Origin of the sequence: Sphingobacterium sp. UBA2480 (genome assembly GCF_002341965.1) — a bacterium.
Lineage (GTDB): Bacteria > Bacteroidota > Bacteroidia > Sphingobacteriales > Sphingobacteriaceae > Sphingobacterium > Sphingobacterium multivorum.
This window is the reverse complement of record NZ_DDPA01000006.1, coordinates 3,482-30,094: the sequence shown is the minus strand read 5'-3', so window position 1 is coordinate 30,094 and position 26,613 is coordinate 3,482. Positions and strand designations below refer to the sequence as shown.

At 40.3% G+C, this 26,613-nt stretch carries 20 protein-coding genes and 1 pseudogene; 11 read left to right on the top strand and 10 right to left on the bottom strand.

Going from position 1 to position 26,613, the window contains the following annotated elements:
* Nucleotides 1–35 precede the first annotated feature (35 nt).
* Nucleotides 36–1,145, bottom strand: coding sequence for a zinc finger domain-containing protein (locus tag B3600_RS11740; RefSeq protein ID WP_286753097.1), 1,110 nt, complete (start codon nucleotides 1,143–1,145; stop codon nucleotides 36–38).
* A gap of 23 nt (nucleotides 1,146–1,168) precedes the next feature.
* Nucleotides 1,169–2,323: an SPFH domain-containing protein gene (locus B3600_RS11735; protein WP_286753096.1), complete on the bottom strand. Its 1,155-nt coding sequence runs from the start codon at nucleotides 2,321–2,323 to the stop codon at nucleotides 1,169–1,171.
* A gap of 167 nt (nucleotides 2,324–2,490) precedes the next feature.
* Between B3600_RS11735 and B3600_RS11730 the strand changes: the two genes are divergently transcribed.
* The 3 genes from B3600_RS11730 to B3600_RS11720 all read left to right on the top strand — a co-directional run bounded on the left by B3600_RS11730 (nucleotide 2,491) and on the right by B3600_RS11720 (nucleotide 7,086).
* Complete coding sequence (locus B3600_RS11730) at nucleotides 2,491–4,344, top strand: DNA topoisomerase IV subunit B (protein ID WP_070563183.1); 1,854 nt, start codon at nucleotides 2,491–2,493, stop codon at nucleotides 4,342–4,344.
* Between the two features lie 37 nt (nucleotides 4,345–4,381).
* Nucleotides 4,382–5,224, top strand: a complete 843-nt coding sequence (purU, locus tag B3600_RS11725; RefSeq protein ID WP_112375486.1) for a formyltetrahydrofolate deformylase — start codon at nucleotides 4,382–4,384, stop codon at nucleotides 5,222–5,224.
* An 83-nt stretch (nucleotides 5,225–5,307) separates the two neighbouring features.
* The gene (locus tag B3600_RS11720; protein WP_286753095.1) at nucleotides 5,308–7,086 is read left to right on the top strand and encodes a hypothetical protein; all 1,779 of its coding nucleotides are present in this window, start codon (nucleotides 5,308–5,310) and stop codon (nucleotides 7,084–7,086) included.
* Nucleotides 7,087–7,165: 79 nt separating this feature from the next.
* Here B3600_RS11720 and B3600_RS11715 read toward each other — a convergent pair whose 3' ends face one another.
* The 3 genes from B3600_RS11715 to B3600_RS11705 form a co-directional block, all read right to left on the bottom strand.
* The gene (locus B3600_RS11715) at nucleotides 7,166–8,071 is read right to left on the bottom strand and encodes a class I SAM-dependent methyltransferase (RefSeq protein WP_070563192.1); all 906 of its coding nucleotides are present in this window, start codon (nucleotides 8,069–8,071) and stop codon (nucleotides 7,166–7,168) included.
* A 107-nt stretch (nucleotides 8,072–8,178) separates the two neighbouring features.
* Nucleotides 8,179–8,937, bottom strand: coding sequence for an ABC transporter ATP-binding protein (locus B3600_RS11710; protein ID WP_070563195.1), 759 nt, complete (start codon nucleotides 8,935–8,937; stop codon nucleotides 8,179–8,181).
* Between the two features lie 9 nt (nucleotides 8,938–8,946).
* Nucleotides 8,947–9,681 carry an MlaE family ABC transporter permease gene (locus B3600_RS11705; protein ID WP_046671950.1) on the bottom strand — a complete coding sequence of 245 codons (735 nt, stop codon included), beginning with the start codon at nucleotides 9,679–9,681 and terminating at the stop codon, nucleotides 8,947–8,949.
* Nucleotides 9,682–9,927: 246 nt separating this feature from the next.
* Between B3600_RS11705 and B3600_RS11700 the strand changes: the two genes are divergently transcribed.
* Both B3600_RS11700 and ispG read left to right on the top strand, forming a co-directional pair.
* Nucleotides 9,928–10,875, top strand: a complete 948-nt coding sequence (locus tag B3600_RS11700) for a LiaI-LiaF-like domain-containing protein (RefSeq protein ID WP_112375482.1) — start codon at nucleotides 9,928–9,930, stop codon at nucleotides 10,873–10,875.
* Between the two features lie 45 nt (nucleotides 10,876–10,920).
* The gene (gene ispG / locus B3600_RS11695; protein ID WP_286753094.1) at nucleotides 10,921–12,936 is read left to right on the top strand and encodes a (E)-4-hydroxy-3-methylbut-2-enyl-diphosphate synthase; all 2,016 of its coding nucleotides are present in this window, start codon (nucleotides 10,921–10,923) and stop codon (nucleotides 12,934–12,936) included.
* Nucleotides 12,937–13,050: 114 nt separating this feature from the next.
* On the opposite strand, the gene B3600_RS11690 is transcribed toward ispG, so the two are convergent.
* A complete protein-coding gene (locus B3600_RS11690; RefSeq protein ID WP_070563202.1) occupies nucleotides 13,051–13,485 on the bottom strand; it encodes a T9SS type A sorting domain-containing protein in 435 nt (144 codons plus the stop codon).
* Nucleotides 13,486–13,744: 259 nt separating this feature from the next.
* On the opposite strand from B3600_RS11690, the gene B3600_RS11685 reads away from it, so the two are divergent.
* On the top strand, nucleotides 13,745–15,691 hold the full coding sequence (locus tag B3600_RS11685; RefSeq protein WP_046671947.1) for a KUP/HAK/KT family potassium transporter: 1,947 nt from the start codon (nucleotides 13,745–13,747) through the stop codon (nucleotides 15,689–15,691).
* Between the two features lie 77 nt (nucleotides 15,692–15,768).
* Entirely contained in the window at nucleotides 15,769–16,680 is a 912-nt protein-coding gene (rlmF, locus tag B3600_RS11680) for a 23S rRNA (adenine(1618)-N(6))-methyltransferase RlmF (protein ID WP_070563205.1), read from the top strand.
* 89 nt (nucleotides 16,681–16,769) lie between these two features.
* On the opposite strand, the gene B3600_RS11675 is transcribed toward rlmF, so the two are convergent.
* Both B3600_RS11675 and B3600_RS11670 read right to left on the bottom strand, forming a co-directional pair.
* The gene (locus B3600_RS11675; RefSeq protein ID WP_286753093.1) at nucleotides 16,770–18,464 is read right to left on the bottom strand and encodes an amino acid permease; all 1,695 of its coding nucleotides are present in this window, start codon (nucleotides 18,462–18,464) and stop codon (nucleotides 16,770–16,772) included.
* Between the two features lie 80 nt (nucleotides 18,465–18,544).
* Entirely contained in the window at nucleotides 18,545–19,228 is a 684-nt protein-coding gene (locus B3600_RS11670) for an ACP phosphodiesterase (protein ID WP_070563210.1), read from the bottom strand.
* Nucleotides 19,229–19,331: 103 nt separating this feature from the next.
* Between B3600_RS11670 and tyrS the strand changes: the two genes are divergently transcribed.
* Nucleotides 19,332–20,615, top strand: a complete 1,284-nt coding sequence (gene tyrS, locus B3600_RS11665) for a tyrosine--tRNA ligase (RefSeq protein WP_070563213.1) — start codon at nucleotides 19,332–19,334, stop codon at nucleotides 20,613–20,615.
* Nucleotides 20,616–20,736: 121 nt separating this feature from the next.
* Here the strand turns inward: tyrS and B3600_RS11660 are convergent, their stop codons facing one another.
* Nucleotides 20,737–21,246 (bottom strand): GNAT family N-acetyltransferase, encoded by a 510-nt coding sequence (locus B3600_RS11660; RefSeq protein WP_286753092.1) that lies wholly within the window; start codon nucleotides 21,244–21,246, stop codon nucleotides 20,737–20,739.
* A 275-nt stretch (nucleotides 21,247–21,521) separates the two neighbouring features.
* On the opposite strand from B3600_RS11660, the gene B3600_RS11655 reads away from it, so the two are divergent.
* Both B3600_RS11655 and B3600_RS11650 read left to right on the top strand, forming a co-directional pair.
* On the top strand, nucleotides 21,522–24,257 hold the full coding sequence (locus B3600_RS11655) for an FtsK/SpoIIIE family DNA translocase (protein ID WP_286753091.1): 2,736 nt from the start codon (nucleotides 21,522–21,524) through the stop codon (nucleotides 24,255–24,257).
* A 1-nt stretch (nucleotide 24,258) separates the two neighbouring features.
* Nucleotides 24,259–24,912 carry a LolA family protein gene (locus B3600_RS11650; RefSeq protein WP_112375477.1) on the top strand — a complete coding sequence of 218 codons (654 nt, stop codon included), beginning with the start codon at nucleotides 24,259–24,261 and terminating at the stop codon, nucleotides 24,910–24,912.
* Nucleotides 24,913–25,009: 97 nt separating this feature from the next.
* On the opposite strand, the gene B3600_RS11645 is transcribed toward B3600_RS11650, so the two are convergent.
* Entirely contained in the window at nucleotides 25,010–25,822 is an 813-nt protein-coding gene (locus B3600_RS11645; protein WP_112375476.1) for a lytic transglycosylase domain-containing protein, read from the bottom strand.
* Between the two features lie 242 nt (nucleotides 25,823–26,064).
* On the opposite strand from B3600_RS11645, the pseudogene B3600_RS11640 reads away from it, so the two are divergent.
* Nucleotides 26,065–26,613: pseudogene (locus B3600_RS11640) on the top strand (hypothetical protein); the annotation flags it as partial.

The window sequence follows — 26,613 nt, the reverse complement described above, 5'->3', positions numbered from 1 at the left end:
AAAAGAGAACAGCGTTTTTTTTATAACCGTTTTTGTTATCCCATAAAACTCAATAGATACAACACAATAATGATCGCCAATACCAAAAAAGCAATTTTCCAAAAGCTATAAGGTCGTTGTCCATAAACTTTACCGTTAAAAGCATTGACCATGATCTGATAGCTCTTTCCTTTGTACTGATAAGCAGATAACCATACAGGTAAAAGAATGTACTTCAATTTAATGGATTTAAAATCGCTATCAATAGAATCAATATCCTGTGTATCACCACCGATGTCATGCTCAACCTGACGTTCGATTTCCCGATCCATAATAGTCCGGGCAGTCTCCCCCGCTTTTACATGATCCACGCTAAAAGTTTCAGCGATAAAGCCACTTAAATATTGCTCATTGAAAGGTTTTAGGTAACCCAAATTCCAAGGTCCAATTTTATCAGAAAACTTTTCGGGAAGAGATGTTGATCCCGATATAACAATATCCTTAAATTGGCTATAGATACTTCCTGAAGCCGGATACCAGTTTGTGCGTCTTTCTTCGTATTCTTCCGTCTCGCCATCCGAATTGCGTCTTGTACGCGTCACATAATAATATTCTCCACGTGATCCTACGTAATCAGATTGTACATCTGCATCATATGACCAAAATGGCACATACACCCCTTTTAAACGATCATTTCTTGAATTAAAAATTCGCTTGAAGTCATTCGGAGCGAACCATATCTTACCCGCCCATTGTGTCAATAGCCCAAAAGCATTTTTGTAATCAACGGAAAAGGGAACAAGACCATGTGGCTTCACAATACGCTTTTGTTGATGGTCAATTACCAAAGGTGAAGCACAAAAAGCACATAAATCTGCCGTAACATGTGGATTCAAACGCGAGTTTGCACCACAGTTACTACAATGCACAACTTCAGCCAAATAGCTATAGCGCTCATCGGCGAGCCCCTCCATTGCTTGTCCAAAAACTTTATAATCTGTAGATTCAATATGCCCATCTTCCGGTAGCTGATCCGCTATTTCATTCCTGGTTCCACAATAGGAACACGCTAAATAGGACGTACCGGGCTGATAAGTCAAAATAGCACCACAGCCCTGACATTTTAACCCCTGCTCTATTTCGGAGGTTTTTTCTTCAAAACTCATAAAACTCGGTAATGCATTTTACCCTAAACTCCTGGTATCGGTGGCGGGTTCTGCGAAAACAGATCCTTTAATTCGACTACCTTTTCAGCCTCAATCCAGTTTTCAAGTCCCTCTTTCCAGACCAAGGTAGCAAGTGTCATCGTCCCCTCTTTTATCAGAGCGCGCAACTGTTCCGAATCAAAGGGCCCTTCCTGTTTACCTTTAACGGCCAGGTAATAAGCGACCGTTTTGGGCAATGGAGGAGGTCCAATGGCCCCTGCCGACGAAGCCGCAGCAGCTGATCCCGTACCAGTAGGATTATTCCCATCAAAACTATTTTGCTGAAATACATTACCCATTTGACCAACCATTCCTGCTCCCAGCCCAGCACCAAATCCAGCACCTACAATCCCTCCACTACTGGGATTCTCAGCAGCTTTCTCCATTGAATTTGCGGCTTGGAATTGGGCATAGGCCCCCAGATTACCAACGACCCCCATACTGCTTCGCTTATCAAGGGCTTTCTCGACTTCTTCTGGGAATGAAATATTTTCAATTAAGAACTTCGTTAAGCTCAAACCCAACTCATCAAAATCAACCCCAATTTTTTGCTGTATCAAGGCCGAAACTTCATCATAGTTGGATGCAAGATCCAAGGCCGGTATCTTCGACTCAGCAATAGCATCCATCCCCCGCGATACCGCAATGTTTCGAAGCTGCTCTGTGATATCTTCAACTGTAAATACAGGCATCGTCGCAACAAGCTGTTTCATAAAAACAGTAACGTCCTTCACCTGAAAAGAGAAATTACCGAAAGCCCGAAGTCGAATGGGACCAAATTCAGGATCCCGCAACATAATCGGATTTTTAGTTCCCCATTTCTGATTGACAAATTGTCGAAGGTTGACAAAATAAACATCGGCTTTGAATGGACTATTGAACCCATATTTCCAACCTCTGAGGGTTGTCATGATCGGCATATTCTGGGTCGTAAGTTCGTAACGACCAGGCTGAAAGACGTCCGCAACCACGCCTTCATTCAAAAATACCGCAGCCTGCCCTTCTCGCACAGTCAACTGTGCCCCCATTTTTATTTCATTCTGATACCGTGGAAACTTCCACACAATCGTATCTGTGCTATTATCGACCCATTCGATAATATCGACAAACTCATTCCTGATTTTATCAAATAATCCCATAAATTATTCTCTTTACAATTACTTACACTAAATGTAAACATTTCCCCGCAAACCGGCAATTTTCTCCAGCAGTACGCAAACTAGCGATATCTAAAAAATTTAGCCTTTTAAACTACTTATCGTAGTTTATTTTTTTTACTTTTGTTAGCTAAGTTCTACATTAATTTATGAGTACATACAACGAAGACAGCATTAGGTCCCTGGATTGGAAAGAGCATATCCGCCTCCGTCCGGGAATGTACATTGGAAAGTTGGGGGACGGTTCGGCCTATGATGATGGTATCTATGTTTTATTGAAAGAGGTCGTTGACAACTCAATTGATGAGTTTGTTATGGGTGCCGGTAAAACTATTGATATCACGGTAAACGAAAATAAAGTTTCCGTACGCGATTATGGACGTGGTATCCCAATTGGTTCTGTGGTTGATGTTGTTTCTAAAATCAATACGGGTGGCAAATATGATAGTAAGGCTTTCCAAAAGTCCGTCGGTTTAAATGGTGTTGGTACAAAAGCCGTAAATGCTTTGTCCAGTCAGTTTACCGTCCAGTCATACCGTCAAAATATAACACGCATTGCCCAATTCTCTAAAGGGGAATTAGTCAATGATGAACAAAAAGATACGACGCAACGGAATGGTACATCTGTAACATTCTATCCAGACGATTCTATTTTCAGAAACTACAAATACCGTCCCGAATTTGTAGAGAATATGATCTGGAACTATGTTTTTCTAAACTCAGGTCTTACGATCAACTTTAATGGGCAAAAGTTTATTTCTGAGCACGGACTAAAAGATCTATTGGAACGAAATATTGATGCCGAGTCCATGCGCTATCCAATTATCCACTTACGGGGGGATGATATTGAAATCGCGATGACTCACGGCCAGCAATATGGAGAAGAATATTATTCTTTTGTCAACGGTCAGCACACCACACAGGGTGGAACACACCAGGCAGCCTTCCGTGAAGCACTAGTCAAAACAATCCGCGATTTTTACAGAAAAGAATTTGACGCATCGGATATTCGTTCATCAATTATCGGTGCCATCGCCATCAAAGTGCAGGAACCCGTTTTTGAGTCACAGACCAAAACAAAGCTAGGATCTCAAAGTGTAGGCCCAGAAGGCCCTACTGTAAGAGGATTTATCAATGACTTTGTTAAAAAAGCATTGGATGATTACTTACATAAAAATCCGGCTACGGCAGATGCTCTTCAAAAACGTATTCTTCAATCGGAACGTGAACGTAAGGATATCGCCGGTATCAAAAAACTCGCCAACGAAAGAGCGAAGAAAGCCTCTTTGCACAACCGTAAACTACGTGACTGTAAAGTGCACTTCAGCGATAAAAATGAACGTAACCAAGAAACAACGTTGTTTATCACCGAGGGGGATTCTGCATCTGGTTCTATTACCAAATCGCGGGATGTGCAGACTCAAGCTGTTTTCAGTCTGAAAGGAAAACCGTTAAACTCCTACGGTATGTCCAAAAAGATTGTTTATGAAAACGAGGAATTTAACCTCTTACAACATGCGCTTAATATTGAAGACGGTCTCGATGGATTACGCTACAACAATATCGTAATTGCTACCGATGCCGATGTCGACGGCATGCACATCCGCCTGTTGCTATTGACATTTTTCTTGCAGTTTTTCCCAGACCTTGTCAAAGCTGGCCACGTTTCCATCTTACAGACACCACTTTTCCGTGTCCGCAACAAAAAGGAAACGATCTATTGCTATTCCGATGAAGAACGACAAAAAGCAATCGCAAAATTAGGCGCTAAACCTGAAATTACCCGATTCAAAGGTTTGGGTGAGATATCACCTTCCGAATTTGGATTATTTATCGGAAAAGATATCCGTCTTGACCCGGTTATCTTGTCCAAAGACAATAAAATTCAACAGTTATTAGAATATTACATGGGCAAAAACACACCAGATCGACAAAAGCATATTGTCGAAAATCTGCGTGTTGAAGTTGACCTTGAAGAAGAACTAACAAAAAAAGCGGGTTAAAATAACCCGCTTTTTTAGCAACCTACAACCACCTTTCATGCACAACCAAACCTTAATTCTGATCCAATGTCAAGATGCCGTTGGATTGGTCGCCAACATTTCAAATACGCTGGCAAAATATCAACTCAATATTGTCACCATGCGTGAATATGTGGATGAAGAAGCCAACAAATTCTTCGTGCGTGTCGTGTGTAACGGTATCGTGCCTGAGCAGAAACAGCTTTCGGATTCCCTTGCCGAAGTACTTCCCCCATCTGCTCAGATACAGATAAACCCCAATAACCGCAAAAAAATCGTCGTCCTCGTGACCAAAGAGCATCACTGCCTTGCCGATATCCTGGTACGTCAACACTTCGAAACATGGGGAGCCGAAGTACAGGCCGTAATTGGTAATTATGAATCATTACGCTCCTTTACGGAAAAGTTTGATATTCCTTTTCATTGCATCTCACATGAAAACCTGACAAAGGAAACATTCGAAAAACAACTGATCGCACAAATCCAAAACTATAATTTCGATTACATCATTCTGGCGAAGTTCATGCGAATCTTGTCTCCTCAGTTTGTCAGTACCTTTGAAAATAAACTGGTCAACATACACCATTCATTTTTACCCGCTTTTATTGGTGCCAACCCGTACAAGCAGGCTCATGCAAGAGGCGTTAAGATCATCGGTGCCACAGCGCATTTCGTTACCGACCAACTCGATGAAGGCCCCATCATCGTACAGGATATACGACATGTCAATCACACCTATACTGTAAAAGATATGGTAACTGCCGGCAAAGAAATAGAAAAGGCTGTTCTGAGCAGAGCAATTCGTCTGCTTAGTGAAGATCGTGTGATGCGCAACGATTACAAGACAATTGTATTTGAATAGTGATTACGATCATGTCCCGATAAAACAATCATTACTTTTTTTCAGCGTTATTCTCCATTATTTCGTAAAAGAAATATTTAAGAATGACGCATACTTTTCATATCCCCGTATTAGGCTTAGCTTTCTCCATCGACTCCGCACTTAAGGTCGCACAATATGGTATCTCCACCGTAATGTCTATTGTTGACGATGAACTCATCGAGCGCATGCGCCGCTATTACTGCGGACAATATCAAATCGTCTATCATCCGATCACTAAAACAGAAGAAGATTACCGGGCAAAAAGAATTACGGCCTATCTCAATCTCGTACAGTTTGTGGTCAATAAGCAAGTCGTGGCCTTGAAGCGTCAGCCCTTTACCGAAAATTCAGAACTTACCAAATATTTTCAGCTTTTACCTGAGTCACATCCTTCAAAACCGATTTATCACGCGATGGAAATGGAAACCAATCGCGCGATTAAAACCGAGCTGCAAGATCTATTGATCAATTATCTCAAACCGGGAGACATCGATGTTAATATTATGTCCAAAGTAGATAAAATGAATTACCAGGATGGTAACCTATTGGATCAGCGTTATTCTGATGCTTCAGCAGCCTTACGTGGTTTTGCAAATTCCAACTTGCATTCCTCCCTTATCCTTTCCGCAGGGATGAATCCACACCTATACGCTTACCTCGCTGAATTACCGGCTTTCTTCCCCAATAGTGAAGGTCTATTTGACAAAAAAGTCGTTTTGAAAGTAAGTGACTTTCGATCGGCGCTCATCCAGGCAAAATATCTCGCTAAGCGTGGTGTATGGGTATCTGAATTCAGAATAGAATCCGGTTTGAACTGCGGTGGTCATGCTTTCGCAACCGATGGTTTTCTTCTGGGACCAATCCTTCAAGAGTTTAAAGAGAAAAAAGAAAGTTTGAAAACCGAACTTTTCGAGATATACCACGCATATTGGGTTTCCCAGGAGCGCTCATTAACAACTCCTCCCAGCATCAAATATACAGTTCAAGGAGGCGTGGGAACAGCTTCAGAACATCAGTTCTTATTAGACTATTATGGATTCGATGCCGTAGGATGGGGATCCCCATTCCTGATGGTTCCCGAAGCAACCACAGTAGATCAAGAAACCCTGAAAGCATTGGAACTTGCCAAGAAAGAAGACTTCTACTGTAGTGGAGCATCTCCATTGGGAATTCCCTTTAATAATTTCAGACAAAGTGGCGCAGAGTACCTACGGTTGGAACGTATAAAAAAAGGGCGCCCCGGTAGCCCTTGTAAAAAAGAATACCTTATTTCGAACACCGAGTTTGGTGATAAACCGATCTGCACTGCATCACGCGTCTATCAACATCAAAAGATCCAGGAACTACAAAAACAAAATCTGTCCGCTGCGGAATACGATAAAGCCTTTGACGCCATTACAGAAAAAACCTGTCTTTGTGAAGGGCTCGCAGCACCAGCTTATCTTAAGTACAATATCCAAAAGAGCAAAGAACAGACCGCTGTATCCATCTGCCCAGGCCCGAATCTTGTCTGGTTCAAAAAACAATATTCTTTGCGGGAAATGATCGACCACATCTATGGCCGTATATCAGTTTTTGAAAATGACAACAGACCTTTTGTTATGATCAACGAACTCAACCTGTATATCGATCATATTCAAAAATATGTCACAGACAACAAAAATATCATGAACGATAAAAAGATAAAATATGTAGCTAGATTCAAAGCACAATTACAAGCTGGAATAGCTTATTACAACGAACTTACCCAGCACTTATCGCTTATTCCACAAAATATCAGCACAGCGATACCCAGACAGCTTGAACTGGCATCACTACGTTTAAAAGACATCCATATGTAACCTCCTAATATAACTTTAAACAAACACGGGGCGCTTAAATAAGCGCCCCGTGTTATTATCAGGAATCTTTTGACAAGCCTTACTTCGCTATTTTGCGAAATTTACCAAATACCCCAAGTGGAAGTTTCGGTCCTGCAGTTGCTTGTAAGAACAACTCGCCTATTTCCAAGTTTTCCACTTTTGGGAAAGCTGTCTTAATTAAATTTTCAACAATAACAGAGGAAAACCCTAATGAATACGTATTCAAAATCAAGAAATGCTCTTTAGGATCCAATAGTTGAACGACTTCAGTCATCATTTCCATAATGTGATCTTCCAATTTCCATTTCTCGCCCTTTGGCCCATGCCCATATGCGGGTGGATCCAAAATAATCCCATTATACGTATTACCTCTTTTCAGCTCACGCTTTACAAATTTCAAAGCATCTTCAACCACCCAACGAATGTTATCCAAATTGGAAATTTCCATATTTTCATTTGCCCAGGTAACAACCTGTTTAATCGAATCTACGTGAGTCGTATCCGCGCCCGCAGCCTTTGCTATTAAAGATGCTCCACCAGTGTATGCAAAAAGATTTAGAACCTTCGGTCTTTCCGTCTTAAATGAACGTACAGATTCCGAAATATAGTCCCAATTTACAGCCTGTTCCGGAAATATCCCGACGTGTTTAAAAGATGTCAAGCCCAATCTAAATTTGATGGCCACATCCTTATTTTTATATTCGATATGCCAACGGTCTTGGGCCTTAGGATTTTTCTTCAACCATTCTCCTGAAGTAGCCGAACGACCTTTGAATTTGATATGATAACGCTTGTTCCACTCCGCATCAGTCAATGCCTTAGGCCATACAGCCTGAGGTTCTGGTCTGATTAAAATTAAATCACCAAAACGTTCCAGTTTTTCAAAATCACCACAATCAATGAGTTCATAGTCCTTCCAATGCTGTGGGGTCAATAGTTGTATATTTGTTGCTGCCAAAATCAAAATTTTCCGACAAAACTAAGCTAAATTTCAATATAAAAGAAATCTGCATGATGCTAACACAGATCAAACACATAAAATTACGCGCAATAAAGCCATGTTCCCAGCCCTTATTGCCCCATAGAAGCTTTCGCACTTTTCATTAATGGGCTTGCAAAAACAAAGTTGTTCAATTCCTCCACATCCGACCGCATCATATCCTTATTGGAACCTTCCCAGAATTTCTCTCCTTTATAGAGAAACAAAATATACTCACCAATTCCCATCACAGAATTCATATCATGTGTAACAACGACTGTCGTACATTTCAACTCTTGCGTAATTTTTAGTACCAATTCATCAATAACAATCGAAGTCTCCGGATCCAATCCCGAATTGGGTTCATCACAAAATAGATATTTAGGGTTCATACTAATTGCACGTGCAATTCCAACCCGCTTTTTCATCCCCCCCGAAAGCTCCGCAGGGAACAGTTTATTTCGTCCCTCCAGATTAACCTGTTCCAAACAATGATTTGCACGGTCTAATTTTTCCGCTTTGGACATATCCGTAAACATGTCCAACGAAAACATGATATTCTGTTCGACCGTCATCGAATCAAACAGCGCTGAATTTTGAAAAAGCATACCTATTTCTTTTCGAATAGGAACACGCTCTTCAAAATTCATCCGAGTAAAATCCTTGCCATCAAAAATTACCTTTCCTTTTTCCGGTTGGTGCAGGCCCACGATACATTTCAATAAAGTACTCTTTCCCGACCCCGACCCTCCAATAATCAAACTCACCTTTCCAGGTTCGAAATTTGCACTGATACCCTTCAGCACATGGTTGTCCCCAAACGACTTGTTAATATCTTCGATTTGAATCATAAAATCTTTTTAAAGCATTAATGCGGTTATCACATAATCCGCAGCAAGAATAGTTATGCAGCCAACGACAACTGCTTCTGTGCTAGCTTGCCCAACTTCCAACGCTCCGCCCTTTACATTATACCCTTTATAAGCAGATATCGAGGTAATAATAAACCCAAACACAACAGCTTTAACAAGGGCAACTGTCACCGTGAAGCCGTTGAAGCCATCTTGAATTCCTAAAATATAATCCGCCTGTGTCACAGCGCCCGAAAGGGATCCACCTAACAAACCGCCCACTAAAGCGCACACGATAGAAATAATCACCAACATCGGAATCATGGTGATACCCGCCAATATTTTGGGTAATATCAAATAACCAGGAGCATTGATCCCCATAATTTCCAAAGCATCAATCTGCTCTGTAACACGCATGGATCCGATCTGTGAAGATATAGACGACCCAATTTTCCCCATTAAGACCAATCCCGAGATCGTCGGTCCTAATTCCAAAATATTTGAATCCCGGTTGATCGAACCTATAATAGAATTTGGAATCAAGTCGGATACCATCTGAAAGGCAATTTGCATAGTCATAACAGCGCCAATGAAGGTGGAAATAATAACGATAAGCCCCAGAGATCCTATACCAATATCGGTCATTGCCAATACGGTTTCCTTCCAATAAATTCGCCCTTTCTCCGGTCTTTTAAAAACTGATTTCAGGAGTATGAGATATGCACCAATGTGATGAAAGATCATATTATCTATTTAATTTCAATGTATTACGCCAATTTAACGGCTATACTGAGCCAAGCTATCCATTAAAGGTAATTAATTCCAGCAAATATATAAACAAGCAAAAACCCAAAAAGTATACGAAAAACGAAATTACTTACCGATCAATTAGTCACATTTACCGATTTTTTATGTATAATAGCCTAAACATTCATACGGTATCTCCCAAAGCGACTTACTTTTGAGATATATTAACAAACGGAATTAGTTATGAATACACGAAGAATAACAACTGGTATCACCATTCTCTTTATAGGAGTTGTCTTATTATTATCACAGCTCAACACAATTTCTTTCAACTGGGTAGGTATTTTTAGATACTGGCCGCTGTTTATTGTGCTTGCCGGAATTCGTATGCTGGTACCCAAAGACCAACAGATTGGACAGTTTGTCGCCATCGGTTCTACCGTCGTAATTTTAGGTTTTTTGACTTACATAGGGCTGTCGACACCAAAGGAACCACTTTTAACACAGCTTTTAAAAAGTAAAGGCGTCAACATCAATGTCGACGATCCCAACGATAAAACAAATTATACAACAGAAAAATTAAACGTCCCGCTGGATGATAAAATCCATAGTGCTACCCTAAACCTCGATTTGGGGGCCACTTCATTAAGAAATGATAGTAGCACCACTTCAGAAATCTTCTCGGCATTTAACACATCAAAAGAATATCTATTGGGCATAACTGTACATGGAGAATCTGCAGACAAATTAGATATCAACCTAAAGGGAAAATTCAAAAACAAGGATTTTAACAGCAAAAACAACAATACGTTTATCGCATTAAACCCCAACATCCTATGGAATCTGAATTTTGATGTAGGTGCAATTGATGCCAGGTTAGATCTTTCACCCTACAAGATAGAAACATTGGATATCGATGCTGGAGCGACTAGTCTAAAGTTAAAATTAGGTCAACCGCTGGCAACAACTAAAATTTCTATGGATGCTGGAGCCTCCTCTATTGAAATCTCCATCCCCAAAAACGCGGCCTGTCGTATTACAAGCGACAATGCATTATCCTCGACAGATTATGAGGGCGATTTCCTAAAAAGTGAAGGCGAAGTAAAATCGACAAATTACGACTCTGCCGCTCAAAAATTCGATTTCGATATCAACGGTGGCATCGCGTCAATAAAAATTAGAAGATATTAATTGACACCCGATTTTTAGTCAAGAAAAGCTAACTTTGTGTTAGATATGGACACAAGTAATATGTTGACATTACCTGGAATCTATTGCAATTCCAAGGTAGATTATTCGAGATGGAAAACAAGGGAAATTCAGATCGGTGATATTCCCATGGGTGGCGATAATCCCATTCGTATTCAAAGTATGACTACGGTAGATACAATGGATACGATGGGCTCAGTTGAGCAGACCATTCGAATGGTAGAGGCGGGCTGCGAATACGTTCGTATTACCGCTCCAAGTATTAAAGAAGCACAAAATTTAGCTAACATAAAAGATGAACTTCGCAGAAGAGGCTATAAAGTCCCTTTAGTCGCTGATATTCATTTTACACCAAATGCTGCCGAGGTCGCTGCGCGCATCGTCGAGAAAGTAAGGGTCAATCCCGGTAACTATGCAGACAAGAAGAAATTTGATCAGCTATCTTATACCGATGCTGAATACAAGCGCGAGTTAGATCGCATCTATCAAAAATTCACTCCGCTCGTAAATATCTGTAAGGAAAATGGTACCGCCATGCGTATTGGTACCAACCACGGCTCACTTTCGGATAGGATCATGAGTCATTATGGTGACACTCCGGAAGGGATGGTCGAATCAGCCATGGAGTTTATCCGGATGTGTGAAGATCTGAGTTTCTACAATCTCTGTATCTCCATGAAATCGTCCAACCCGCAGGTCATGGTCAAAGCCTATCGATTGCTGGTCGAAAAAATGGTTTCCGAAAACATGAACTATCCCCTACATCTCGGTGTAACTGAAGCTGGAGACGGTGAAGATGGTCGCGTAAAATCTGCCGTCGGAATCGGAACACTGTTGGAAGATGGATTGGGCGATACGGTACGTGTATCGCTAACCGAAGAGCCTGAACGGGAAGCTCCGGTCGCTATAGCACTTGTCAATAGATATAGCAAAAGAAAGGCAAACATCGCGAGTCAGCCCAAACAAGAGATTGTTCAGCTCTCTCCGGAGACACCACATATTCCTTATGCCAGCCAAGAAGTAAATACCTTCATCGGCGGCTCTTTGGTACCTAGGGTTGTGGTCGACATTTCTAAGGAAAATCTAAAGGACGCTCAGATCCTTACCAAAGTAGGTTATCGCTACGATATCCTATTAGATAAATACCACATGGGTGAGCAGTCTGTAGACTTTGTTTATCTCGCAGACAGTTTACCATCCTTTACGATGCCGGCAAATCTGAAGCAAGTATATAACTATAATACCTGGTCAAAACTTACCGATCAAACCAATATTCATCCGCTCTTTACCTTAGAAGAATTCGTAAAGTCAAACAATAAGGATAAAGTCCTGAATATGGTCAAAATCTGTAATTCAGATTTATTAACCCCATTGTTTGAATCCTTACAGCTAGACAAAACAATCGTATTTATCGTAGAAACCGATTACTTGCACGGTATGGCAGATCAAAGACAGTTCTTTCGAAATCTGCAGGAAATCGGTATTGACAATCCTGTCATTATCAAGCGTTCTTATTTGGCGGAAGAATTCTCAGGACCCATTGGTGATTTTATGAATCCCGAAGAACCGATATCAAAAATACAGCTGTACGCTTCTACAGATCTAGGCGCATTATTAATCGATGGTTTAGGTTCAGGAATTTGGATTGACTCTCCGGCAACGGCATTGGAAAATATCGCCTCACTTTCGTTCGGAATTTTACAGGCGACACGATCCAGAATATCCAAGACAGAATATATTTCCTGTCCAAGCTGTGGCAGAACCTTATTTGATCTCCAAGAAACCACGCAGATGATCCGAAGCCGTACCAATCACTTAAAAGGCTTAAAAATTGGAATCATGGGCTGTATTGTTAATGGCCCTGGAGAAATGGCAGATGCAGACTATGGTTATGTTGGGGCGGGCCCTGATAAAGTGACATTATATAGAGGTCAGCAGGTGGTTAAGAAAAATGTGAGTTCAGCCCATGCCTTAGATGAATTGATCAAGATCATTCAAGATGATGGATTGTGGATCGAAGAACTACAACAAGACCAAAATTAACAAATCAAGCTATACATAAAACAGCAAAGGGGATCAAATGATCCCCTTTGCTGTTTTATGTATACGAATGAACGTACATTACAAATTACCTTTTTATCGAAAAATGTTACTTTCTTATCGAATAGAAAATCTTTTCACCACAGTTTCCGAACCTGCAACTACGCGTACAAAGTAAAATCCTGTCGTTAATTTTCCACCATGCTCAAAGGAAAGATTTTGAATTCCTGAATCCAGATTACCATTCATTAATTGGAGAATCTCATTGCCCAATGCATCCATTACTTTGATAGACACACTCGACGATTTTGCCAATTTAAAAGAAAGATTTATTTGTTCAGCAATCGGATTGTAGAAAACCTTCACATTATTGATAAGTTTCTCTGTCTCCTTGATGTTATTATCTTCTCCGAATGCCTCACTGCCGTCCCAAATATGTTGCGAAATAGTATGGTCATAAGGAGACTTTGCATACACCCGAGTCAACCCGCTACACAATGTCAGTGCGGATAAAAGTGTTAAACAAGCTGCTTTAAGTAGATTTCTCCCCATAGTGTTAAATTAGACTTCAAATACTGGTTACGGTTTAATCAAATATAACGCTAACTATTTGAATTATCAACAACAAAGTTAGTATTTTGTTTAAAAGTTTTTCAGCAAATAGATTCATTCTAAGTTTCTTTTAACAAATTTTAACAGCTCTTGCGCATGTCAAAGTAAATGCTAAAATTTGGCGCAGGAAATGTACCTACTTAAAGTACAGGCAAAAAGTATATTTTTGCAGTATATTTTGAAATAAAATAATTGATAAATGGCAGACAACAGTCATCACAACAGTATCAATAAGGTGAGTTTCGCCGGATTATTGATCAGTTTAGGAATCGTTTTTGGAGATATCGGAACTTCTCCATTGTATGTTTTCAAAGCAATCATGGGACAAGGAGCCATTCAAAAGGACTTAGTCTTGGGCGGGCTATCCTGTGTTTTTTGGACACTGACGCTCCAGACAACAGTAAAGTATGTTTGGATCACACTCCGGGCAGACAATAAAGGTGAAGGCGGTATCCTATCCCTCTATTCATTGGTACGCAAACGAGCCCCTTGGTTAATTTTCCCGGCGATGATCGGTGCAGCGACCTTGTTAGCGGACGGAATGATCACCCCTGCCATCACAATATCCTCGGCTATTGAAGGTTTGGATCTCAAATTCCCAGGATTACCTACAGTACCTATTGTAGTTACAATTATCTCCTTATTGTTTATTATCCAACGATTTGGAACATCTGTTGTAGGAAAGGTTTTCGGCCCATTGATGACCATCTGGTTTACAATCATTGGTGTAATCGGTTTATCTCATCTTCACCTCGCACCAGAAGTGATGAAAGCGATCAACCCCTATTATGCTTTCCATATTTTGATTACCTACCCCCATTCGCTATTACTGATCGGTGCAGTGTTTTTATGTACTACAGGTGCCGAAGCATTGTATTCGGATATGGGACACTGCGGTAAAAACAATATCCGCATCAGCTGGATCTACGTAAAAATCACACTTATACTAAATTATTTCGGACAAGGAGCCTGGTTATTGACACAGGAAGGACGTGTCCTTGGAGGTGAAAATCCGTTCTACTCAATCATGCCCGATTGGTTTATAGGCTACGGTATCGCCATCGCGACGATTGCAGCGGTCATCGCCAGTCAAGCCATGATATCCGGATCATATACCCTAATTTCGGAAGCAGTACGGTTGAATATATGGCCTAAGGTGGCTATCCGCTACCCCAGTGAACATAAAGGTCAGTTGTATGTACCATCCATCAATTTAATTTTATGGGTCGGCTGTATGATTGTCATCTGGGTTTTTGAAGAATCAAGCCGAATGGATGCAGCCTATGGTCTTGCGATCAATTTAACGGTATTGATGACCACGATTTTAATGGGATACTTCCTCGCCATGAAAAAAGTCAACCGTGTACTAATTGCGGTATTTTTGATTGCTTATTTTGTTATTGAACTAACTTTCTTAATAGGAAATGGTGTTAAAATAGCCCATGGCGGTTGGTTGACTCTTCTGCTTGCCACTGCGCTATATATAACAATGTATTGCTGGTACACAGCGCGAAAAATTAAAAATCGTTTTGTTAACTTCATTAACATCAATAAATATTACCCCATTATCTCCGAATTGAGCGAGGACAAATCGGTCCCTCCCTATGCGTCGCATTTGGTCTATCTGACAAGTGCAAATTTCAAATCCGAGATAGAGGCTAAAATTATTTATTCAATTATTAATAAAAAGCCAAAGCGTGCGGATGTATATTGGCTCGTCCACGTTGATGTGATGGATCATCCACATACAAAAGAATATTCAATCGATCAGCTTATCCCCGGTAAGTTAATACGGGTTGATTTTAAACTTGGCTTTAGAGAGGAACAGCGCATCAGTCTACTGTTCAGAAAAGTAGTTGAGGAAATGGTGAAAAAAGGTGAAATTGACATCACCAGTCAATACGACACCCTACGTAAACACAATATTCCTGGTGACTTTAAGTTTGTTGTTTTGGAAAAAGTACTCTCCAAAACCAACCAGATGACATGGATAGAAAAAGTAATTATGGACATCTATGGTTACCTCAAAAAAATGAGTTTGTCCGAAGAAAAAGGTTTTGGTTTAGATTCCAGCTTTGTTACAATTGAACGGGTTCCGCTCAATTTTCCACAGACTTCAGAGGTCCATCTCATACGGAAAGATTAAGACTCCTCAAGGTGATGCTCAAGCATCACCTTTTTTATTCAATAGAATTGCATTACTTTTGTTGCAAATAATACATCATGGCAGACGCTAATCCAAAAAAGAAATTACATCCTAGAAATAGACATCTCGATAACTACAATTTTGAAGAATTGAGCAAAGTGGAACCTTCGCTCAAAGATTTTGTTATAGAAAATGCGTATAAAGTAAAGTCCATCGATTTTAACAACCCCGATGCTGTTAAAACGTTAAACAAGGCACTTCTAAAAAAATATTACCACATTCAACACTGGGATATCCCCAAAGAGAATCTTTGCCCCCCTATTCCGGGCCGGGCAGATTATATTCATTATATCGCAGACGTTCTTGCAAGGGACAATAATGGTGAAATTCCAAAAGGCGGAAACATCCACGTCCTCGATATCGGTGTTGGTGCAAATTGTATCTACCCCATCATCGGACATCAGGAGTATGGATGGAGCTTTGTAGGGTCTGAAATCATCAAGAGTGCATACAAAAACGCCATCGAGATAACACGGACAAATATGAGCTTAAAAAAGAGCATACAAATCCGTCTCCAAAATAATCCCAAAGCCATATTTAAAGACATTATTCTTCCAGGGGAAAAATATGATGTGGTGATCTGTAATCCCCCATTTTTTAGTTCTCAAACCGAGGCTTTACAGCAGTCCATCCGTAAGACCACAGGTATCAAAGACGCTAAAATAGACGAAAAACCGGTCACACAGGCATTTTCTGGACAAGGAAGCGAGTTATGGTGCGATGGTGGTGAAAAAGCGTTCTTGTCACGCATGATCTTTGAAAGCCAATTTCACAAAGATCAAGTAAAATGGTTCACAACATTAGTTGCCCACCGCGAAGACATTCGCTTTCTACAACACAAACTAAAGAAAATAAACGTAAAAGAGACCGAAGTGATCCGCATGGAACAAGGTAATAAGGTAAGCCGGATCCTTTTATGGAGATTCTAATAAGTCCATGATATTCAAAAAAAAGGAGCTATCTTTTATGCAGATAGCTCCTTTTCTTTGATCCATTACTGTACGACGCTTCTCCTATACTAGGCTTGCGCCTGTTTATTTAACTTTGAATGTTTATAGCCATACATAAAATATACAGCCAATCCAATCACGAGCCAGATCACAAATATTATCCAGTTACTTGCCCCCAGCTCCGTCATTAAATACAGATTGATCAGAATACCAACGACAGGCAATAGGGAAAAGTTCATTTTAAAGCTATAAATCCCCAGTCCAAGCCAAGTTAACCAAAATATGATGACCAACATTTTATGTTCTAGAATTTCAAGGATGGTAAGCGATTTCCAATCCTGTATCGTTTCTTGCGCATAGCTAAAAATAAACACAATAGCAATCAGTAGCCCTGCACCAACCAAATACTTACCGTTGATGTAAGGAACTTTAAATTTGGATTTTGCCGATAAACCCGAATAATCCATATACAATACACCGGCGCACACAAGTATAAAGGCAAAAAAGGTACCGACGCTCGTTAAATCCACAAAGAAATCCATTTTAAAAAATAACGAAGGGATAGCAACCACCAAACCCGTTACAATAGTTGCAAACGAAGGTGTTTTATATTTTGGGTGAATGGTCGCAAACTTCTTCCACAACAAACCATCCCGACTCATCGTCATCCAGATTCTTGGTTGCGCCAATTGATACACCAGCAAGGCACTGGTGATGGCAATCACAGAGGTCACCGATATAATTCCGGCCATATGGTCAAAGCCCACATATTTAAACACGAAAGCAAGCGGATCCTTCACATTTAATTCGGTGTAATTAACCATCCCCGTCAAGACTAAGGTAATAGCAACATACAATACAGTACAAATCAATAGGCAATAGATCATCGCCTTAGGTAGATCGCGCTGCGGGTTTTTACACTCTTCGGCAGTTGTGGAGATCGAATCGAATCCGATAAAGGCAAAGAAAACCGCGGCCACACTTCCGAGTACACCTTTGAGGCCGTTCGGCGCAAAAGGTGTCCAATTTTCAGGTTTAATGAAAAATATACCCCCAAAAATTACGGCCAGGATAATCGCTACCTTGATCATAACCATAATCATACTCGCTTTCTGGGACTCTTTGATTCCGATATAAACCAACCAAGTAACCAAAAATGTAATGACACCTGCTGGTAAATCGAAAATAATAGGCAGTCCTCCTATTCGTGGTGCATTATTAAAAGCATCCAGACCATGTTGGTCGATTGCGGTCAGTGCAGCCGCACCATGTTGGTTCATCTTCTCTACAGCATCATAAGCATAGCCTGGCGCCATGGACAACCAAGCCGGTATGTGGAGTCCAAAGCCCTCCAGCATGGAGACAAAATACTGCGACCAGGAAATGGCAATAACCGTGTTGGAAACAGCATACTCCAAGACCAATGCCCAACCTATAATCCATGCAAACAACTCACCAAAGGCCACATAAGCGTATGTATATGCTGAGCCAGACACAGGAACTGTACTAGCAAATTGCGCATAGGCCAATGCCGTAAAAACACAGGCAAAAGCCGTAAAAACGAAGAGGAGTGATACCGCCGGTCCACCTTCATAACTCGCCAATCCAATTGTGCTGAAGATTCCAGCCCCTACAATAGCGGCGATACCCAACGAAACCAGATCTGTTACCCCCAATACCTTTGCAAGGCCCGTCCCCTCCTCTTTTTGAGTGTCATGCAGAATCTGATCAACACTTTTCTTCCGAAAAAGTCTATGTGACATGTAAATTTAGTTTTTGATACTTAAAATTATGCGAAAATAAATATTTTCAAGGTCTTATACTATTGGTATTTTCTGACAGACTAATTAAAGTCCACCAGCTCATATTGAATATACTGGTAAATTTCTTGATAATCGGTCATCTGCGTATGTAAATAGGAAATCAGCTGTTCTGTCAGAAGCTGTCTTTGCTCCACTGAAACTTCAAATTTCCACAATCGCTTACAAATATTGAAAAGCGCACCAGCAATTTTTTCTACCTGTGCATAGTCATAAATATACGCCCACTCAATAAACTGATGATAGAACTTTTCAAACTTAGGAATATCACTCAGCTGATTAATTTTCAAAAACTTCCGAACAGCATCTTCATTGACATGTACCAGTGCAGCGTAGAATTTATCGATGGAGACCGCTTTATTTTGTGTTAGGATATGATCCAACAATAGCTCCAACGCAATATGGGCCATAAAGGACGGACGGATAGGCAGCCCGGCTAAACTAGACTGGATTTTTAGTTTCAGCTGATGTGTATGATGAAAAAAGTAAGGTGAATTGTGAAATAGACGATCGACCTCGATATGACGGTTCCAGCCTATGTACAATTGTTCCAGTAAAGGATTGTCCAAGAGCTCATCTTCATACTGACGCGGTTTTAGCATAAAGGATTTATCCGCATTTTTTAATAGATCGGGTAACAATCCACCCACCATACGTTCGGGATTAGTTGCAAACCGTTCAAAATAGAAATGTGATAAAAAATTCATACCAGCTTATTAGCGTGTGCTTTTATGGGAAATTATTCGCTCAATATACGCTTAATCTCCTATCTTTGCATCTTGTAAATTAAAAAATTAAATCCATTTAACAATGAGCTTTGTAGAAGAATTACGTTGGAGAGGCATGTTGCAAGATATTATGCCAGGCACTGAAGACTTACTGAATAAAGAAAAAGTCGCTGGTTATATCGGCTTTGATCCCACAGGCGACTCTCTACACGTAGGACACTTGACGCAAATCATGACGTTGATCCATTTCCAAAATGCAGGCCACAAACCAGTTGCCCTGGTTGGAGGAGCAACAGGCATGATCGGAGACCCTTCTTTCAAATCTGCAGAGCGTAACTTGTTGGACGAAGCTACCTTACAGCATAATGTCGCTTGTCTGAAAAAGCAGTTAGGCAAATTTCTTGAATTTGGAGAAGGGGAAAATGACGCCCAAATGGTTAATAATTACGACTGGTTTAAAGATTTTAAATTTTTGGATTTTATTCGTGATATCGGTAAAATGATTACCGTTAACTATATGATGTCAAAAGATTCTGTAAAAAAACGTCTGGAAGGCGACAATGGTCTCTCATTTACAGAGTTTACCTATCAATTGATTCAAGGATATGACTTCTACTATCTTTGGAAGCACCACAACTGTAAAGTTCAAATGGGCGGGTCGGACCAATGGGGTAACATCGTAACAGGAAGCGAAATGATCCGTCGCCAAGATCAGGGAACAGCCTATGCCATCACGACGCAATTAATCAAAAAAGCCGACGGCCAGAAATTTGGAAAGACCGAATCTGGTGCCATATGGTTAGATCCAAAAAAAACTTCTCCGTATAAGTACTACCAATTTTGGTTGAATACGTCAGATGATGATGCTAAAAACTGGATCAAAATTTTTACACTCAAACCTCAGGAAGAAATTGAGTCCATTATTGCAGAACATGATGCAGCGCCACACTTACGTTTAGTTCAAAAAGCACTGGCAAAAGATATCACCATTCGTACCCACTCCGAAGAAGCGTACGAAACTGCGATCAAAACTTCTGAATTTCTTTTTGGAAATGGCTCTTTAGAATTCTTAAACAACTTAGATCACGACGCAGTTTTAGAGGTATTTGAAGGCATTCCGCAGTTTCAGGTCGCTAAAGCAGATCTCGCAGCAGGCATCAATATTCTTGATTTACTAGCTGTTCAGACACAGGTATTCCCGTCAAAAGGTGAAGCCCGCAAAATGCTTCAGGGCGGCGGCGTTTCTATCAACCGAGAAAAAGCAACCGATATTGAAGATTCGATTACGGACAATCACCTTGTAAACAATAAATATATTGTTGCACAACGCGGTAAAAAGAATTACTACTTGATTATTGCAGATTAATGATCAGCAGTATCCTGATTTAATAATCCATAAACATAAAAAAGTCCCTTTTGAACAAAGTAAAAGGGACTTTTTTATGAAATCCAATGTTATTCTTCCTCCGCAGAAGAAATCGGTTCGGTTATTTTAATAGTTTTTCAAATGCTTTGCGTGACGCTCCCCTAAAATGTACTTCCCCGCAATAGCGGTACCCTAACTTTTCGAACACATGCAGCATACCCCCATTGTCAAAATTAGTATCCACCTTAATACTATAAACGCCATGATCGATGGCTATCTCTTCCACCCCGGACATAATAGCCGTCCCCACACCTTTCATATGCGGATCCTGCGCCGAGGCCAGTCGGTGTATACCGACATAAGAACCATCACTTAACCATTTTCCGTCAATATCATTATATGCAGGTTCGACATCAAAAATAATAGCAACATAACCTACAATCCTACGCTCCACTTCAACGACATGCCCGTAGCCCTTATCAATATCCGACTGAACCACATCTTCATTCGGATAACCATCTTGCCATTGTCGGCTACCTTGTTCTTTCCTGAGGGCAATTGCTTGTTGTATAATTTCCCAAATCCGTCCTTTATCAGTTAATGTCGCTTTTCGTATTTCAAACTTGTTCATGCTATCTCTTATTTTATTCGTAAAACTACATATTTTAGAGCAACTCTAAAGAATAGGCAAAAACAGAAACAATCTTTAGCCATATCCCATATTCTTTAGCCCACCCCACTTGCAGGGCATAGTATTTGCTAGCCATTATACCTATCAAGCTTTTTAGCTACATCTAAATTTATTCATTCATAAAAAACGACAAACTTAAAATAATAGGCGATCAGCATCTTTAAAATACTATCAAAATAACTAAGTTTGTAAGCAGTATAATTGTGAGCTTTTCAATGTCAAATAAAGGAAATACATTTAGGCAGACAGGGAATTCAGTTTCCGGCAAACGTGCCCCTCAAAAGGAATCGACAACATTTAAAAAAGAAAAAAGTCAAAAAAACAGTGTACCAAGAGATTATTCTGATGCACAGCAAAAGGCTATCAAGATATTAGGGATTTTATTGATCTTACTTTCATTGGCATTTGCTACAGCTTTCGTCTCCTACTTATTCACTTGGGAAGACGATCAAAGTTATATTGCAAAAACCAATGGTGGATGGTCGACATTATTCCGATCCGCAGAAGAAATTCATGATGAAGCTGTTGATCTACCCGTTGTCGATAATAAACTAGGGAAATTTGGCGCATTGCTAGCCAACCAATTCATGTACGAATGGTTTGGCGTCGCATCTTTTCTTTTTATCCCCGTATTATTCATTTTAGGATATCGCTTGTTGTTCAAGAAATCATTACTTCCTTTGTACCGTACTGTAGTCTATTCTTTTGTTGCTATCGTTTTTATCTCGGTAACTTTAGGCTTCCTGCATGGATTTATGGCCGATACACCGCATATGCTCGAGGGTAAATTTGGCTTTTGGACCAATAAATTACTGGAAGCACAAGTTGGCATTGTCGGCGTTGGCTGTATATTGGCTTTTGCCTACCTGACGACATTGATCTTACTTTACAACCTCGATTTTAAATTTGTCCTATTCAGTAACAGGAAATCCAAGTCATTCTCTGAAGATACGGACGAAGAGGATGAGGATGAATACGCTCCACAAAATCTTAGAAACAAAATTCATATTGAAGATGATTCCATCCAGTCGGTGCGAGAATCTTTCCAACGGTCAACGTCAATCAATGAGCGATTTCAATCTGCTCGGGACAAAGAGGTACAGGAAGAACTTCAGCGTCCTGCCTTTACGCATCACCCTGTACCCGAAGTACAAATTGATCCGAAGGACAAAGTGGTGCTCACCTTCGACGATAGTCCGCTTGAAAGAACAGAGAATACACCTTCAATCAGTTTTACAATTGATCAGCCAAATGAAGAATTTGAAGCCGAAGACTTACCGTTAATCCAGGAATATCAAGCGCCGAAAATCGAAGCAGAACCCCAACGAGAGCCAGAAGCTATTATTGAACCCGATGCAGTACCCGGTCTGGTGGTCGAAGATATCAAAGAGGAAAAAGAAATTACCGCCAGTGATCTTGTGGCCCAATTCGGACAGTATGACCCAAAATTGGATCTTTCTGGCTACCAACATCCGGCATTGGATTTATTGAAGGACTATGGTGGTGGTAAAATTACCATCAATCAACAGGAACTCGAAGCGAACAAAAATAGGATTGTTGATACACTGAGAAACTATAGCATCGAGATCGAAAGCATCAAGGCAACGATAGGACCAACGGTGACTTTGTATGAAATTATACCAAAACCAGGTGTACGGATTTCAAAAATCAAAAATCTGGAAGATGACATTGCCTTAAGTCTTGCGGCCTTAGGTATCCGGATCATTGCACCGATGCCCGGAAAAGGAACTATTGGTATTGAGGTACCAAACTCCAGTCCGGAAATGGTGTCCATGCGATCGGTCCTTGCTACGGAGAAGTTTCAGAAAACAGATATGGATCTCCCGATCGCTTTAGGTAAGACAATTTCAAATGAAGTGTATATTGCCGATTTAGCTAAAATGCCTCACCTTCTGGTTGCGGGGGCTACCGGGCAAGGTAAATCAGTAGGTATTAACGCGATTCTTACCTCTCTACTGTATAAAAAACATCCAGCCGAACTAAAATTTGTCCTTGTTGACCCTAAGAAAGTGGAACTTTCTCTATTCAAAAAAGTAGAGCGCCACTTCCTTGCAAAATTGCCTGACGACGGAGATGCGATTATCACCGATACGAAGAAAGTAATCAACACCTTAAATTCCCTCTGTATAGAAATGGATCAACGTTATGATTTGTTAAAAAATGCGCAGGTACGGAATTTAAAGGAATATAATGCAAAATTTATCAATCGCAGATTAAACCCTGAGGAGGGTCATCGATTCTTACCATATATCGTTCTTATTGTTGATGAGTTTGCCGACTTGATGATGACAGCAGGAAAAGAGGTCGAAACACCGATTGCACGATTGGCACAATTGGCCCGTGCGGTAGGAATTCACCTGGTTATTGCAACCCAGCGTCCTTCTGTCAATATCATTACCGGTACAATCAAGGCCAACTTCCCTGCACGTCTGGCATTCCGTGTGTTGTCGAAAGTCGATTCACGGACCATTCTAGATACAGGCGGTGCAGATCAGTTGATCGGTCGGGGTGACATGCTTCTAGCGACTGGAAGTGATTTGATACGTATTCAATGTGCTTTTGTGGATACGCCTGAGGTTGAACAAATTTCCGATTACATCGGTGCGCAACGAGGCTATCCTTCGGCATTTATGCTTCCGGAGTACGTAGACGAAAACGGAGATGGTTCTGGTAGTGTAGATTTTGATCCAAAAGACCGCGATCAGTTGTTCGAAGAAGCTGCCCGATTGATTGTCATGCATCAGCAAGGCTCTACGTCATTAATCCAACGTAAATTAAAATTGGGTTATAACAGAGCAGGACGAATCATCGATCAATTGGAAGCTGCAGGAATTGTAGGTCCATTTGAAGGAAGTAAGGCCCGCGAAGTGCTTTATCCAGATGAGTATTCATTAGAACAATTTTTGGAGACGTTAAGAAAGGACAACTAAGATGAAAAAACAAGTATGGTTTATTGTAGGTCTGCTAATCATGGCATACAGCCAAAACAGTTATGCACAAAATGACGCTGCTGCCAAGGCGCTACTGACGAAAGTAAGCCAAAAGTACAATGCATACAAAACAATACAGGCCAATTTCTCATTAGATATTAAACAAGCTAATGGCGGCTCGCATACTGATGCCGGAACAATATACCTGGACAAGAGTAACAACAAGTACCAGCTCAATACCAAAAATCAAGTATTGATATCGGATTCCAAGACACAGTGGAATATCATGAAAGCGGAAAAAGAAGTTGAAATCTCAGAAGCAAGCAATTCGACCAACGAGATCAATCCAACAAATATATTCAGCTTTTATACCACCGGTTTTAAATATACCTTGACCAATACAGAAAAGGTAAAAGGGCTTACACTAAGTGTTGTTGAATTAAGTCCTCTTGATAGCAAAAAAAACTATTCAAAGATCAAGCTGCGCATTAACAAAGCAAGCAGTCTGATCTATGATACCACCGTATTTGATAAAAGTGGTAATCGCTATACGTATACATTAACTTCTCAGGAAGGTAATAAGGCGCTTTCCGGTAGTCTATTCGTATTCAACAAAAATGATTATAAAGGCTTCGACATCGTCGATCTGAGGTAAAAATAGAACAATACTACAGGTCTGATTAAAGACAGTACAATAAAAAGGGCTTTCCACTATGCAGTGGGAAGCCCTTTTTATTGTGAAGTACACTATTTTACAGCATGTTCGGTTCCTTATCCAACGTCTCACTTTCTTTATTGGCATAACGTGAATAGCCATGCTTCTGTGGATGTTCGATAATTTCCTTCATAGAAACAAGTTTGTACACATACGAACCCGTTTCATTATTCAATTTCAAGGCAAAATAGTCGTCCTTTTTTTGTCTTCTTATAGAACCTCTTAAACTGCCATCACCAACATTATACGCCGCAGCAACCAAGGTCCAGTTACCAAATTGGCCATAGAGGTATTTGAGGTATCTCGCTGCAGCATGCGTAGATTTAACAAGATCCTTTCGGTCGTCTACCGTACCATTGACTTTTAATCCATACAAACGGGCTGTTGCCGGCATAAATTGCCAATAGCCACCAGCTCCCTTCGATGAAACAACAGCTTTACTAAGGCCACTTTCCACCAATGGAATGTACTTGAAATCTTCCGGAATACCATGTGATTTAAGGATCTTTGCAATCATAGGCAAGTAGGTCTCTGCCTTTTTGTGCATATCGTACGATCCTGTTTTTTTAAACGAGAATCGACTGAAAAATTTACGCAATTTACTTTCCACAAGCGGACGATCCATCGGTAATGAATCTTCGGCAAATGTCAATGAATTCATATACGATTCAAAGGAATTGCTTTTTTCTTTTTTTTCTTCTTCATCCCCATGATGAACGGGAACTACTACGAGCTTCGGTTCAACGATCTTATCGCCGTTTGAAGCATTGTTGTGTGGGGTTGAGTATAACTTTGACAGCAATAAAGCAAACAAAATCAAACTACTACATAAAACTTTCTTTCTTATCATTCACTCCCTTAATGCTACCCTATCCACGACTGCAATCGATCAAAAAATAGCTTGGTTCAAATTCAAGGGTACAAAGGTAAACACTATTTATTTAAAAAACAAATAGTTACATTCTAGACAACTTAAAGCGGCTTTGTTAGCGTAAAAACGCAGCAAATTCAAGAAAAGACAAAAAGATAAGGATTTTTTCGCAAAACCCAAAATTATACCTAACTTTGTCGTTCACATTTTAGCAAAACACAATGCCATTCAGCAATAAAAGGAACAGTCGTGATGACAACTCCAGAAAGTCACGAGGCAACTCAGATAGTTTCAAATCTAGAGGCGATAAGAACAATAGTTTCGGAAAAAAATCATATGGGTCGAATGACCAATCTGAAAGAGGCTCTTTCAGAAAAGATGATAATCGTGAGAACAGATCATTCGGATCTAAAAAATTCTCAGACAAACCTTCCTTCCGAGGAGATAACAATTCCTTCCGTTCAAAAGATAATTCAGAAAAATCCTTTGGTAGAGGAGGCCGCTCATTTGATAAAAATGATTCTTCAAGATCTTTTGACAAAAAAGATTCCTTCAATAAATTTGATAGATCAGAACGTTCTTTTGACAAAAAAGATAACTTCAAACGTTCCGATAGAAATGACTCTTCAAGATCTTTTGACCGTTCAGAACGTTCTTTTGATAAAAGAGATAGTTTCAAACGTACAGATAGAAATGATTCCTCAAGATCTTTTGACCGTTCAGAGCGTTCTTTTGATAAAAGAGATAGTTTCAAACGTTCAGACAGAAAT

Coding starts and splice junctions, on each gene's coding strand:
- B3600_RS11660 (WP_286753092.1), bottom strand. CDS start 21,246: ATGAACAAGTTTGAAATACGAAAAGCGACATTAACTGATAAAGGACGG.
- tyrS (WP_070563213.1), top strand. CDS start 19,332: ATGAGCTTTGTAGAAGAATTACGTTGGAGAGGCATGTTGCAAGATATT.
- B3600_RS11705 (WP_046671950.1), bottom strand. CDS start 9,681: ATGATCTTTCATCACATTGGTGCATATCTCATACTCCTGAAATCAGTT.
- purU (WP_112375486.1), top strand. CDS start 4,382: ATGCACAACCAAACCTTAATTCTGATCCAATGTCAAGATGCCGTTGGA.
- B3600_RS11720 (WP_286753095.1), top strand. CDS start 5,308: ATGACGCATACTTTTCATATCCCCGTATTAGGCTTAGCTTTCTCCATC.
- B3600_RS11675 (WP_286753093.1), bottom strand. CDS start 18,464: ATGTCACATAGACTTTTTCGGAAGAAAAGTGTTGATCAGATTCTGCAT.
- B3600_RS11740 (WP_286753097.1), bottom strand. CDS start 1,145: ATGAGTTTTGAAGAAAAAACCTCCGAAATAGAGCAGGGGTTAAAATGT.
- B3600_RS11690 (WP_070563202.1), bottom strand. CDS start 13,485: ATGGGGAGAAATCTACTTAAAGCAGCTTGTTTAACACTTTTATCCGCA.
- B3600_RS11700 (WP_112375482.1), top strand. CDS start 9,928: ATGAATACACGAAGAATAACAACTGGTATCACCATTCTCTTTATAGGA.
- B3600_RS11650 (WP_112375477.1), top strand. CDS start 24,259: ATGAAAAAACAAGTATGGTTTATTGTAGGTCTGCTAATCATGGCATAC.
- B3600_RS11710 (WP_070563195.1), bottom strand. CDS start 8,937: ATGATTCAAATCGAAGATATTAACAAGTCGTTTGGGGACAACCATGTG.
- B3600_RS11685 (WP_046671947.1), top strand. CDS start 13,745: ATGGCAGACAACAGTCATCACAACAGTATCAATAAGGTGAGTTTCGCC.
- B3600_RS11735 (WP_286753096.1), bottom strand. CDS start 2,323: ATGGGATTATTTGATAAAATCAGGAATGAGTTTGTCGATATTATCGAA.
- ispG (WP_286753094.1), top strand. CDS start 10,921: ATGGACACAAGTAATATGTTGACATTACCTGGAATCTATTGCAATTCC.
- B3600_RS11655 (WP_286753091.1), top strand. CDS start 21,522: ATGTCAAATAAAGGAAATACATTTAGGCAGACAGGGAATTCAGTTTCC.
- rlmF (WP_070563205.1), top strand. CDS start 15,769: ATGGCAGACGCTAATCCAAAAAAGAAATTACATCCTAGAAATAGACAT.
- B3600_RS11670 (WP_070563210.1), bottom strand. CDS start 19,228: ATGAATTTTTTATCACATTTCTATTTTGAACGGTTTGCAACTAATCCC.
- B3600_RS11730 (WP_070563183.1), top strand. CDS start 2,491: ATGAGTACATACAACGAAGACAGCATTAGGTCCCTGGATTGGAAAGAG.
- B3600_RS11645 (WP_112375476.1), bottom strand. CDS start 25,822: ATGATAAGAAAGAAAGTTTTATGTAGTAGTTTGATTTTGTTTGCTTTA.